Here is a 12,100-nt window from a genome sequence, read left to right as displayed (position 1 = left end):
ACATCGCAGCCAAGTCGCGACGAGAAGCGATGACGAAAAGCGACGACGAAAACAAAAATCCCCGCCGAAGCGGGGATTTTCTTTTGGTGTCAACGCGGGCTTACTTTGCCGCACTCACCATGTAGTCGACGGCCGCCTTCACGTCGTCATCCGAAGCGTTCGCGGCGCCACCCTTCGGCGGCATGGCGTTCAACCCCTTGAGTGCGGCGTTGTGCAACGTGTCGATGCCGGTCGCGATGCGCGGCGCCCATGCGGCCTTGTCGCCGAACTTCGGGGCGTTCATGACACCTGCGGCGTGGCACGCCATACACACGGTGTCGTACAGCTTCTTGCCCGCGTCGAGGTTGCTGCCGGCGCTGGCGGCGGCCGGTGCGGCGGTCTTGAGCGAGGCCATGGCGGCGGCGGCAGCCGCGGCCGAGCCAGCATCTGCGGCGGGTGCTGCGCCAGACGCCGGGGCGGCTGCCACGGCACCGGAGGCCGGTTGTGCTGGTTGTGCCGGCTCTTGCAGCTTGCCGCCCGAGGCGTTGGCCATATAGACAATGGCGCGGCCAATTTCGTAATCGGTCACGTCGTCGGGGCTGGTGCCGCCACGCGCGGGCATGGCGCCTTTGCCGGCCAGCGCAATCTTGAGCATTTCATCGTAGCCCTGCGCAATTCGCGGGGCCCAGTCTGCCGAGCCGACCTTCGGCGCACCGGCGGTGCCCGCCGCGTGGCATGCGGCGCAAACGGCTTTATAGAGTTGCTCGCCCGTCTGATAGACGCGCGGTGCGTTGGCATCCTTGATTTCGACCTTGGCCACGGGCGCGATGCGCTCGGCGATGGCTTTTTCGGTCATGGCGGAACTGCCCGCGCCGGTCAGGGCGTTGTTGCCCACGTAATTGACCAGCAGGACGATGATGACGATCGGAACTAGAAAACCTGCAATGACTGCCGCGATGAGCTGCTTGGGTGTTTTGATCAGGGACTCATGCTCGTTATGTGCTTCACTCATGCGGGATCTCTCAATAGTTTTTGTGGAAACCGAGTGCGTCGCACTGGGTGGCAGGCGCCATCCAGTCAAAATAACGAGCCATTGTAGCAACAAACACTCACGCGATGACACGTGATGGCCGTGCGCAGACGCCGCAAAAGTCCCGTGTTTTCCCTAACTTACGCAAAACCCAAAGCGGTGTTCCGCGTGGTTTGTGCGTGAAGTGGGATACCGTTGCATGCACAGCAAAACCGCGCCTGACGCGTATCCCGTAGTGAATTGCCGCATTGTGAGGCGAGAGAATGCGCCAGGCATGGACGGCACGCGACAAAACCGCTATGCTTCTACGTCTTTGCCCGCCGGCCCGCGCGTTCGCGCATTTCTCACCGGCGGTCTGCACAGCGCCCGTAGCTCAGGGGATAGAGTATCGGCCTCCGAAGCCGAGGGTCACTGGTTCGATTCCAGTCGGGCGCACCAAATCAAAACACCACCAGCCGGTCCACCAGTTGTGCGATCTTGGCGTTCGCGCCGGACCACGACTCCACGGTCGATGTTCTGCCGTCGAAGTACACGGTATTCATCACCGAGCCGTTCTGACTGAGCGTGAGCGTCGCGTACGCCAGATATTCGCTGGGCGTGCTGCCCCACAGAGAATTGCGCCACGCGCGCCGGACCGCGTAGTTCAGCACGACGCACCCGGTCGGCCACGTGCCCGGGCTGTAAATCGTGCTCACGATGCCGTAGGCGCGCAGCCGGCCCTGAATGGCGGGCAGCAGGTCCGACACCCCGTCAGCCCCCAGTTCGATACACAGATTGCGCGACATCAGCTCCGGCGCGGCCGGCTGCGTCGGCGGCACGACCGACGGCAGCTGATCGGCGAGCACGACGCCTGTGGTCACCACGCTGGCCGCCACCTGCGCCGCCACCACCGGCACCGGCGTGGCAAACAGGCAGCCGCCCAACGATGCGCAGGCCGTCGCGGCCAACGCCAGCACCCCGGCAAGCCGTTTCATCAGAAAGGTGCCACGCCAAGCAACACATGCTGGAGCCAGCCGCCGTTCGCGCCATCGGCCACCTGACCGTCTTCCACACGCGCGACCTTCGCCTGACCGACCTTGCTCGACGCCACGACGTTACCCGGCTGGATGTCGAACTTGTTGACCACGCCCGTGAAACGGAAGGTCTCCATGTTGCGGCCCTGCATCACCTGCTTCTCGCCCCCCACCACATAGGCGCCGTTCGGCAAGACCTCGACAATCGCCACGGCAATGGTGCCGGTCATCGCCGACGTCGAACTCGTGGTGCCGTTGCCCTGGAACGAACTCGCCGACGAGCCGATGTTGAACCAGCGCTCGAGCAGGGTATCCGCCCCGTTATCCTTCGCGCTCTTGGCCGTGACGCTCGCGTTGCGCGTCACGTTGCTCTGCGCCTTGTTGCTGCCGGTCGTGTTTTCCGCCACCTGAATCGTGAGCAGGTCGCCCACCCGGTGCGCCACGGGCGTTTCGAACCAGTTCGTCGCCGTGGTCGACTGATAGATCGACCCCGCCGTCTGTACGTTGGTCACCCGGGGCATCGGCATCACGGCCATCGGCGTGGAGGTCACATTGCCCGTCGAGCACGCGCTCAGCAGTGCCACACCCACCGTGGCGAGGGACGCCACCGTCATAACCAGTCCACGCGCCGCAGCGCGCTGAAGCATCGATAGTGTCGACATGGTGTGGCGCCCCCGCGCCGCTACCGGGTGCGACCCCGGTTGTCATCGAGAAGAGTGAGCTGAGGTGAAACGAGGCAATGGCACTTTGGCCAGCGTCGTAAGGAATAGTAAAAACGCGGAGTGCAGCCAGTGCGCACAAATAGTGGAAAATTTGTGGAGGCACGGCGCGCGTCACCGTGAAGCTGAGAAAATGGCGCGCCATCGACGCTTTCGCCACCTCGTCGCCACCCTGATCCACGAAGCCACCCGGCCAACCCAAGCATGAACTCCGGCATCACGCGCAAACTGTTCCTCGCGATCTTCGCGACGGGCCTGGTCACCATGGCGGCCACGGCGTTCGTCGTGCGCGCCGCGCTGACCGGGCACAGCTGGCTGGCCGGCGACAACCTGCTCTATCTGGGGCTGCTCGGCATTGCCGCGCTCGGCGCCGTTGCCATCCGGGTCGCGCAACGACTGCTCGTGCCGGTTACGCCGCTGCTCGAAGCCACGCACCGCATGGCCATGGGCGATTACAGCGTGCGCGCACCCACGATGGGCGCCGACGAACTGGCCCGGCTCGCGGCCGACCTGAACCGGCTGGCCGATACGCTCGCGCACAACGACCAACTGCGCCGTGATCTGCTCGCCGACATTTCGCACGAGTTGCGTACACCCCTGTCGGTGTTGCGCGGCGAAATCGAGGCCATGGAAGACGGCGTTCGCCCGCTCACCCAAGACGCACTGGCGTCGCTGCGCGTCGAAGTCTCGTTGCTGGCCAAGCTGATCGACGACCTCTACGAGCTCTCGCTCTCCGACATCGGCGCGCTCACTTACCAGTTCGCCCCGGTCGATATGACCGAACGCGTTGCGACGACCGTCACTGCCTTTCGCGACTGGTTCGAGGCGAAGGGCATCGCGCTCACCGTACACATGCCCGACGACGTGCTCACCGTCGACGGCGACCTGCACCGCCTGACGCAACTGCTCGGCAATCTGTTCGAGAATTCGCTGCGTTATACCGATGGTGGCGGCGCAGCGCGGGTATATCTGTCGTCGAGCGGCTCGCAATTGCGGCTCGAGATCGAGGACTCGGCGCCCGGCGTGCCCGACGACGCATTGCCGCGTCTGTTCGAGCGCCTCTTCCGTGTGGAAGCTTCACGCAGCCGGCGCAGCGGGGGCGCCGGGCTGGGGCTGGCGCTGTGCAAACACATCGTCGAAGCGCACGGCGGCCAGATCATCGCGCGCCACTCCCCGTTGGGCGGTCTCGCGCTTTCGATTACGTTGCCGTGTCATCGCAACACCTCGTGTCTTTCCGCGTTTAACGGAGCGCTGGGCGGGGCGTTGGGCGGGGCACTAGGCGGGGCCTTGGGCGGCACGTTCGGCACGCCTCTGCCCGGTACCGGCACGGGCAATGAACCGGCACCCGATGCCGCGTTCTCTACCAGCACACTGACGACCCTTTGTTGACACAGGCCGCAATGAATATCGCTTTGCAGACATTTGCCGACAAGGGCGCCCCGTTGCGCTCACCGACCGACGCCATGACACTTCCCGACACCGCGCCGATTCTGATCGTCGAAGACGAGCCGAAGCTGGCCGCGTTGCTCGCCGAATACCTGCGCGTTGCGGGCATGCCGTGCCGCATTCTCTCCGACGGGCGCGACGTGCTGCCCGCCGTGCGCGCGACCGAGCCGCGCCTCATCCTGCTCGATCTGATGCTGCCGGGTATGGACGGTCTGGAAGTGTGCCGCGCCGTGCGCGAAATCTCCGAAGTCCCGGTGGTCATGCTGACCGCACGCGCTGCCGAAACCGACCGGCTGCTCGGCCTGGAACTCGGTGCCGACGACTACATCTGCAAGCCGTTCAGCCCGCGCGAAGTCGTCGCCCGCGTGAAAGCCATCCTGCGCCGGGTGCGTGGCCCGGCGAGCGCCATGGCCACCGTAGCACCCGAGGTCGTGCCGCAACAACCGGCACTCGTCATCGACGCGGTACGTCATCACGCGCGGCTCGATGGCCATGAATTGCCGCTCACGCCGGTCGAACTCCGGTTGCTCGCCACGCTCGCCAGCCACCCCGACAAAACGTTTCCTCGGGCGCATCTGCTCGATCGTATGTACGACGATCATCGTGTGGTGGCCGACCGCACCGTCGACAGTCACATCAAGAATTTGCGGCGCAAGTTGCAGGCGATTCGTCCGGATGAAGAGATCGTGCGCTCGATCTACGGTGTGGGCTACCGGCTGGAATTGCGCACCGACCGGCCGGGGCGGCTCGCGGCGCGGCACGATGTCGCGGCTATCGACAACCCGCCCGGCGCGGTGCCAGAATAGGCGCACCCGCGCATACACGGGTGTGCTGTCATTGAGGAGATTGACGATGCCCCGTAGCACCGCCACGCTGTCCCCGATGTCTGTCCCGCCGCTTCGCATTGCGTCATCCACGACGGCGTCCCGCACCTCCGCTGTCTCTCTTGTTCCGCTTGTCTCTTTTTTCTCTTCCGTCTCCTTCGTCTCGCGCTTCCGTCTCCGGCATGCGTCATTCCGTACGCTGAGGCCCGGCTCCCTCTTGCGTGCAAGCGTCGCACTCGCCATGCTTGGCACCAGCGGCCTCGCACTCGCCCAGACCCCCGTGTGTTTCGATAGCGTGGGCCGCGCTTTACCGGCCGAACAGTGCTCACAGGCCGCCCGCAATCAGGCCGCCGAACAATCGGCTGCCGCAGCTCCGGTCTCGCCGACGCAACGCGAAGAATGCAAAGCCCTCGCCGACAAAATCGCCAACACGCCCGACAAGGCGGTCTACACCCGCGATCGCCCCGTGGTGCAGCCCAACGGCAATCGCATCGACATTCCTACACGCACGAACCCACGCAAAGCGCTCAAGGAAGAATACATGCGCAAGTGCACGTAGGCAGACTCCTACAAGTTAGCGCGAGATAGGCGCAAGTTAGCAGAACTTATTGCGCGAATTTCTTGACAAAGCCGGTAGACGCCGCATAATCGACGTCATGTCGACGCCCTTCAGGCCACCGCCGCGACGTCTCAAAAGCGATCGCCCGGCGCCTCTGGCGGTATCTATCGGATACCGAAGCATCGACCTCATCATCCGCTTCACCGCCGTGGCGGGCCGCCCACCTCCAAATTCCCGGGCGCTCGTCACGACATGACGTTTTATCCGAATCCATGCCGCGACACTGTCCATGCGGCCCACGCTTCTGGAGGGAGAAAATGCAAAAACGCGATTTCCTGATGAAAACTTCTGTCGCCGTTGCCGCGGCCGCCTTCGCGCTTGCCGGTTGCACGACGACCACGCCGTCGCAAGCCGACAAGAGCGACAATTCGGCCGGCGCCAATGCCAACAAACGCCGCGAAATCGATGCTTCGGTAAACGGCGCACTCGACAAGATGTACGCCTCGGTCAAGGGCTCGCGCGAACTGGTCAATAAGGCCCGTGGCGTGCTGGTCTTCCCGTCTGTGCTGCAAGCCGGCTTCGTCGTGGGTGGTGAATATGGCGAAGGCGCGCTGCGCGTAGGCGGCAACACGCAGGGCTACTACAACACGGTGACCGCGTCGTTCGGTCTGCAAATCGGCGCGCAGTCGAAGGCCGTGATCTTCCTGTTCATGACGCAGGACGCCCTCGACAAATTCCAGCGCACCGACGGCTGGACGGCAGGCGCGGACGCCTCTGTCGCGCTGGTCAAGATCGGCGCCAACGGTGCGGTCGACCTGAACACGGCCACGTCGCCGGTGGAAGTGATTGTGATGACCAACGCCGGCCTGATGGCGAACCTGAATGTCGAAGGCACGAAGGTCACCAAGCTGAAGATCTGACGCTGAGCCTTCGGGCTCGCAGTGCTCCAAAGGAAAACGGCGCCACCCTTCGCGGGGTGGCGCCGTTTTTTATGCCTGTCGCTATTGCACGTCGCTGCTTACTCGTTACTGAAAGCTGCCGGACGCCACTTCAACAAACGCTTTTCAAGCGACGTCAGCAAGTAATCCGCGCCGAGTGCGACGGCAGCGAGCACGATCATCGCGGCGAACACACCGCTCGCGTTGAAGGCGCCCTGCGCCGTCGAGATCAGCAAGCCGATGCCTTGCTTCGACCCGAGGAACTCACCGACGACCGCGCCGACGAGCGCGAAACCGAAGCTCACGTGCAGGCTGGCGAGAATCCACGACAGCGCCGACGGAATCACCACCGCCATCGTCACCTGACGACGCGATGCGCCGAGGATCTGCGCATTCGCAATCATGTAGCGATCGGCTTCACGCACGCCCTGAAACGCATTGGCGAACACCACGAAGAACACCATCACCACCGCAAGCGCCACCTTCGAGGCCATGCCCAGACCGAACGCGATCACGAAGATCGAGCCCAGCACGACACGGGGAATCGAGTTGGCAATCTGGATGTAGAGGCTCAACACATCGGAGAGCAGTTTGTTGCGGCCGAGCACGATGCCGCAGATCACCCCGGCCACCCCGCCGATGAGAAAGCCGAGCACGGTCTCTTCGAGCGTGACGAGCACCTGTGCCCACAACGGCCCTTGCGACGTGCCATTCACGCACCAGTCGTAAATTTGCTCGACGATCAACGTCGGCTGCGAGAAGAAGAACGGATCGATCCAGCCGATGCGCGCGGCCACTTCCCAGCCACCGAGACCGATCACCAGAATGGCGACACGCAGAAAGATCACCAGCGCGCGGCGCTGTTTGATACGACGTTGCGCGGCAGCTTCCTCGCGCGCGAGATCGGCGTCGCCGAACCCTGCCAGCACGGCCTGTTCACTCATGTTCATGCCCTCCTCCTGACGGCATGGGCACGCGCGGCTGCGCGGCCCGTCAATTCACTTTTCATGACCGGCGCCTCACGAGAGATCGCGAGCCCGGTCAAGACATCAACCGATCTTCACTTCTTCGCGCAGGTCAGCCCAGATCTCGCGAGAGATATCGATGAAGCGTTGTTCGTACCGAATCTCCGACATCACGCGCGGACGCGGCAGGTCGATCGTGTACACGTTCTTGAGCGTGGCCGGGCGCGCCGTCAGCACGAACACACGGTCGGCCAGCGCAATCGCTTCTTCCAGATCGTGCGTGACGAACACCACCGAGCCTGACGTCGACGACCACAGTTGCAGCAGCTCGTCCTGCATGAGCGTGCGCGTTTGCATGTCGAGCGCCGAAAACGGCTCGTCCATCAGCAGAATTTCGGGGCCGTTGATGAACGTCTGTGCGAGCGCCACGCGCTTACGCATGCCGCCCGAGAGCTGGTGCGGATAGTGGCTGCCGAACTTGTCGAGCCCCACGCGTTTGATCCACTGATCGGCGAGCGCGTACGCAGCGTCCTTCGACTGGCCGCGAAACAGCGGGCCGGCGGCCACGTTCTCGCGCACGCTGCGCCACGGAAACACCGCATCGTTCTGGAACACGAAGCCGATGCGCGGATCGATGCCGTTCACGGTCTGGCCCATCACACGCACCGAGCCGGCGGTCGGGCGCAGCAGGCCCGTAATCATCGACAGCGTGGTCGATTTGCCGCAGCCGGTCGGGCCGACGATGGCGACGAACTCGCCACGCGCCACCGACATGCTGAAGTTGCGCAGCGCGATGGTCGCCTTGCCGTCAGGCGAGATGAAGCGGCACGACACGTTGTCGAACTCGATGGCCGGCGTGTCGCGCGAGACCGCGCTGGCCGCACGGGCCGGTGCCGGTGCGGTGGGGGTGTGAGTCTGGCTAATCGTCTGAGTCATGCTCAGCTCCTCTGATACGTCGACGGGCTAACGGTGGCGTTGCGCTAATTCAAGGGGTGAGCACGCCCGCACACCGGACGGGGGTCAGGTGCGGGCGGCTCGGATGCTGGTTAAGTTGACGCGGCGTCGTAGAGACCGCGCGCCGGTACTACCGGGTCAAGAGAGGCGAGTCGGGCGAATCAGTTACTTGGCCTGATCGACGAACTCGTTGGTGTAAGTCTTCGACAGATCGATGTGCTTGCCCTTGACGTTCGGATTGAACGCGGCGAGCACCTTCAGCACGGTCTCGGGACCACCGTTCGGCATGCGGCCGTCCGGCGAATACATCGGCAGCGAGTTTTGCAGGGCCTGCACGTACAGCGCCTTGTTGTTGCCGTAGTAGTCCTTCGGCATCTTGTCGGCGATCTCGGCGGCCGAGTGCGTGTTGATGAACTTGAGCGTCTTCACGAACGCACGCGCCAGCTTGGCGGCTTCCGGCTTGTGTTTGTCGAGCCATGCACGCTGCACGTAGAGGCTCGATGCCGGGTAAGCGCCGCCCAGTGCAGCGACCGTGCCTTCCATCGTGCGCATGTCGACCAGCACGGCGGCGTCGCCCGTCTTGAGCAACTGCGAGGCGGTCGGCTCGGTCGTCATGCCCGCGTCGATGCGGTTCTGCTTGATGGCGGCGATAAACGTGTTGTCGGCGCCCACCGGCAGCACCGAGTACTGCGACGACGGGATGCCGTGCTTGGCCGCGAGGTACTGCGTGAGGAAGTTGGTCGACGAGCCGAGACCGGTGACGCCGAGGGTCTTGCCCTTCACGTCGGCCATGCTCTTGATGGTGTCTTTGCTCTTCGCGTTGACGAGCTCGACCTCGCCCGGCACCTGACCGAAGATCACGATCGCCTGAATTTCCTTGCCCTTGCTCTGCAAGTCGATCGAGTGATCGTAGAAGCCCACCACGGCCTGCACGGCACCGGCGAGCAACTCGTTTTCGGCGTCCACGCCGGCCGGCTGCGAGAGCAGCTCGACGTTCAGACCTTCGTCCTTGAAGTAGCCGAGTTGCTCGGCAAGCTTGGCCGGCAGATAAACCATCTTCGTGATGCCGCCCACCATGATCGTGACCTTGCCGCTATCGGCGGCAAAGCCCGGCGCACTGGCAGCCGCCAATGCCACGCCGAACACGCTGGCGAGAACAGGTTTCACAAGGGCTTTCGGCAGGCGCAGGCCAAGGCTTGCTCGCATTGTGGTGTCTCCATTGTTTTAGGGATAATGGGCCGGACCCGCGCGGTGCGGTTTCGGCTGGCCTCGGGCAACGGTGTGACGGTGCATCGAGGTCAAGGCAGCGATCCTTTCATCTGCCTTCTGGCGGATTGTAGAAAAACGAAGCTTTCATCGAGCTTTCGTCCCATGCAGGTTTTCGCCGGCAACGGGTGGGTGTTTACCCGCTGTTGGCTTGCCCGTGCACAGCGGGCACACTCCGGGGCGCTCCCGCAGGCATTTCGCCTTAGCCGTCATGAAACTCTTGCTGATCGAAGACAACGACACCCTCGCCCACTGGCTCGCCCGCATGCTGCGCGACGACAACTTCACCGTCGACGCCGCGCGCGACGGCGATGCGGCCGACCGTCTGTTGCAAACCGAAACCTACGACGTGGTGCTGCTCGATCTCATGCTGCCGAAGCTCGGTGGCAAGCACGTGCTGCGCCGGCTGCGCGAGCGGCGCAACAACGTGCCGGTCATCATCCTGACCGCGAGCGGTTCGGTCGACGAAAAGGTCGATTGCCTTGGCGCGGGCGCCGACGACTATCTCGTCAAGCCGTTCGAAGTGCGCGAGCTGATTGCCCGGGTGAAGGCGCTGGCCCGGCGCCACGCCCCCGAACAAAGCGCCGACTTCGTGTGCGCCGATCTGGCTTATCACACAGGCACGCGGCAGTTCACCATTGCGGGCACCCCGCTCGCGCTGCCCTCGCGCGAACACGCCGTGCTCGAGATTCTGATGCGCAAGCAAGGCAAGACCGTCGCCAAGACCGCGCTGGTCGATGGCGTCTTCGGACTGGACGACGAGCCGAGCGCCGATGCCATCGAGATCTATATCCATCGCCTGCGCAAGAAGCTCGAAGCGAGCCGCGCGGCCATCATGACCCTGCGCGGACTCGGCTACCTGTTGCGCGAGAAAGATGCTTAGCCTGCGCGTCAGACTGCTGATGTGGCTGATGCTGCCGCTCTCGCTCTACATCGGCGCGAGCGCGTGGCTGGCCTATCGCAGCGCCCACGACACGGCCGAGCTCGTGCAGGACCGCGCGCTGCTCACCTCGGCGCAGGTCATCGCCGGGCAAATCACGTGGGTGGACGGGGCGCTGCGCGCGAACGTGCCGCCGTCGGCACTGGAGCTATTCGCATCGCCGGCGCACGACCGCGTGTTCTATCAGGTCATCACCGAGCGCGGCCAGTTGCTCGCCGGGCCGCCCGACTTTCCGCACCCGGCGCTGTTCCCGGCCACGGTGCCGGCCTATTCGAACGTGACCTACAACGGCGAGCCGCTGCGCGTGATCAGCTTCGTGCGCACGATGTACGACTCGGGCACGCCGCACCGCGTCGCGGTGGTGGTCGCCGAGACGATGTACGCGCACGACCGGATGCTCGCCGAGTTGTGGGAGCCGTCGCTGCACCGGCAGATCGCCATGGCGGCACTCGCTGCCTTGCTGGTGCTGATCGGGCTGACGGTCGAGCTGCATCCGCTCATCCGGCTCAAAGACGAAGTGGCTGGCCGCTCGCCGCAGGAGCTGGTGCCGATACGCGCCGGTCAATTGCAGACCGAGCTGCGCCCGATCGTCGATGCCATAAATTTGTGCATCCAGCGGCTCTCCGCGCAGGCACAGCAGCAGCGGCGTTTCGTGGCCGACGCCGCGCACCAGTTGCGCACGCCGCTCACCCTGCTCGACACCCAGTTGCAGTTTGCCGCCCAGCTCGACGATCGCGCCGCGCTGGCCGACGTGCTCACCGCCATGCAGACCAGCAGCCGCGGGCTGGCCGACCTGACCAACAAGCTGTTGTTGCTGTCGCAGGCGGAAGCTGCCGACACCCCGGCGTTCTCGCGTTCGCGGGTCGATCTGGTGGCGGTGGCAGCGGGCGTGCTCGAAGAGCTGGTCGCGCTGGCGCAGCGCCGCAACATCGATCTGGGGTTCGAATCGGCGCACACCCACGTGTGGGTGGCGGGCAACGGCGGCCTCTTTCATGCGATGGTCATGAATCTTGTCGACAATGCGATCCGCTACATCCACGAGGGCGGACGCGTCACCGTGGCCATCGACAGCGCGGACCATGTCGCGCACCTGCGCGTGATCGACGACGGGCCGGGCATTCACGCCGAAGCGCGTCAGCGCGTGTTCGAGCGTTTCTATCGCAACGCGCCGCCGGGCCAGCCGGGCACCGGGCTGGGGCTCGCCATCGTCAAGGAAATCGTTGCCGCCAATCACGGCACCGTCACGCTTTCGCCGGGTGAGGACGGGCGCGGCCTGATCGTGACCGTGTCGTTACCGCTCAGTTCGGAGACCGAAAGCAACGCCCGATAGGGCACACGATGGCGATACCGGCACCAAAAGTGCACACGTAAACCCGTGCGACCGGCTGAAAGAAAATAACAACCGTATGAAGTCGCGCGAAAAATTAAGGCGTTACAATTGTTTAGATCGGAAATGTCGTTTGAAAC

General features: G+C 64.2%; 12 protein-coding genes and 1 tRNA gene. 7 read left to right on the top strand and 6 right to left on the bottom strand.

Annotated features, from left to right (window positions below; genetic code table 11):
• Window positions 1–100: 100 nt before the first annotated feature.
• The gene (locus tag PIN31009_RS24060) at window positions 101–991 is read right to left on the bottom strand and encodes a c-type cytochrome (RefSeq protein ID WP_150791782.1); all 891 of its coding nucleotides are present in this window, start codon (window positions 989–991) and stop codon (window positions 101–103) included.
• Window positions 992–1,371: 380 nt separating this feature from the next.
• Between PIN31009_RS24060 and PIN31009_RS24055 the strand changes: the two genes are divergently transcribed.
• Window positions 1,372–1,447 (top strand) — tRNA-Arg (locus tag PIN31009_RS24055).
• Between the two features lie 2 nt (window positions 1,448–1,449).
• On the opposite strand, the gene PIN31009_RS24050 is transcribed toward PIN31009_RS24055, so the two are convergent.
• Both PIN31009_RS24050 and PIN31009_RS24045 read right to left on the bottom strand, forming a co-directional pair.
• On the bottom strand, window positions 1,450–1,983 hold the full coding sequence (locus PIN31009_RS24050) for a hypothetical protein (RefSeq protein WP_150682503.1): 534 nt from the start codon (window positions 1,981–1,983) through the stop codon (window positions 1,450–1,452).
• Entirely contained in the window at window positions 1,983–2,684 is a 702-nt protein-coding gene (locus PIN31009_RS24045) for a flagellar basal body L-ring protein FlgH (protein WP_150682504.1), read from the bottom strand. The genes PIN31009_RS24050 and PIN31009_RS24045 overlap by 1 nt, the downstream gene beginning before the upstream one ends.
• A 261-nt stretch (window positions 2,685–2,945) precedes the next feature.
• Here PIN31009_RS24045 and PIN31009_RS24040 point away from each other — a divergent pair, with 261 nt between their 5' ends.
• From PIN31009_RS24040 to PIN31009_RS24025, 4 genes are all read left to right on the top strand, one after another.
• Window positions 2,946–4,130 (top strand): ATP-binding protein, encoded by a 1,185-nt coding sequence (locus tag PIN31009_RS24040; RefSeq protein WP_150791781.1) that lies wholly within the window; start codon window positions 2,946–2,948, stop codon window positions 4,128–4,130.
• Window positions 4,131–4,204: 74 nt separating this feature from the next.
• Window positions 4,205–4,993 carry a response regulator gene (locus PIN31009_RS24035; RefSeq protein ID WP_150791889.1) on the top strand — a complete coding sequence of 263 codons (789 nt, stop codon included), beginning with the start codon at window positions 4,205–4,207 and terminating at the stop codon, window positions 4,991–4,993.
• Between the two features lie 235 nt (window positions 4,994–5,228).
• Window positions 5,229–5,570, top strand: coding sequence for a hypothetical protein (locus PIN31009_RS24030; RefSeq protein ID WP_150791780.1), 342 nt, complete (start codon window positions 5,229–5,231; stop codon window positions 5,568–5,570).
• A gap of 317 nt (window positions 5,571–5,887) precedes the next feature.
• On the top strand, window positions 5,888–6,490 hold the full coding sequence (locus PIN31009_RS24025) for a BPSL1445 family SYLF domain-containing lipoprotein (protein ID WP_150791779.1): 603 nt from the start codon (window positions 5,888–5,890) through the stop codon (window positions 6,488–6,490).
• 98 nt (window positions 6,491–6,588) lie between these two features.
• Here the strand turns inward: PIN31009_RS24025 and PIN31009_RS24020 are convergent, their stop codons facing one another.
• The 3 genes from PIN31009_RS24020 to PIN31009_RS24010 all read right to left on the bottom strand — a co-directional run bounded on the left by PIN31009_RS24020 (window position 6,589) and on the right by PIN31009_RS24010 (window position 9,633).
• A complete protein-coding gene (locus PIN31009_RS24020; protein ID WP_174554621.1) occupies window positions 6,589–7,458 on the bottom strand; it encodes an ABC transporter permease in 870 nt (289 codons plus the stop codon).
• Between the two features lie 99 nt (window positions 7,459–7,557).
• Complete coding sequence (locus tag PIN31009_RS24015) at window positions 7,558–8,409, bottom strand: ABC transporter ATP-binding protein (protein ID WP_246185830.1); 852 nt, start codon at window positions 8,407–8,409, stop codon at window positions 7,558–7,560.
• A 183-nt stretch (window positions 8,410–8,592) separates the two neighbouring features.
• Window positions 8,593–9,633 (bottom strand): ABC transporter substrate-binding protein, encoded by a 1,041-nt coding sequence (locus tag PIN31009_RS24010; RefSeq protein WP_150791778.1) that lies wholly within the window; start codon window positions 9,631–9,633, stop codon window positions 8,593–8,595.
• A 271-nt stretch (window positions 9,634–9,904) separates the two neighbouring features.
• Here PIN31009_RS24010 and PIN31009_RS24005 point away from each other — a divergent pair, with 271 nt between their 5' ends.
• Window positions 9,905–10,576 (top strand): response regulator transcription factor, encoded by a 672-nt coding sequence (locus tag PIN31009_RS24005; RefSeq protein WP_150682508.1) that lies wholly within the window; start codon window positions 9,905–9,907, stop codon window positions 10,574–10,576.
• The gene (locus PIN31009_RS24000) at window positions 10,569–11,963 is read left to right on the top strand and encodes a sensor histidine kinase (protein ID WP_246185829.1); all 1,395 of its coding nucleotides are present in this window, start codon (window positions 10,569–10,571) and stop codon (window positions 11,961–11,963) included. Before PIN31009_RS24005 ends, PIN31009_RS24000 begins: the two co-directional genes overlap by 8 nt.
• Window positions 11,964–12,100 lie beyond the last annotated feature (137 nt).

It is taken from the genome of Pandoraea iniqua (assembly GCF_902459685.1).
Lineage (GTDB): Bacteria > Pseudomonadota > Gammaproteobacteria > Burkholderiales > Burkholderiaceae > Pandoraea > Pandoraea iniqua.
This window is presented reverse-complemented; position numbering and strand designations above follow the sequence as displayed.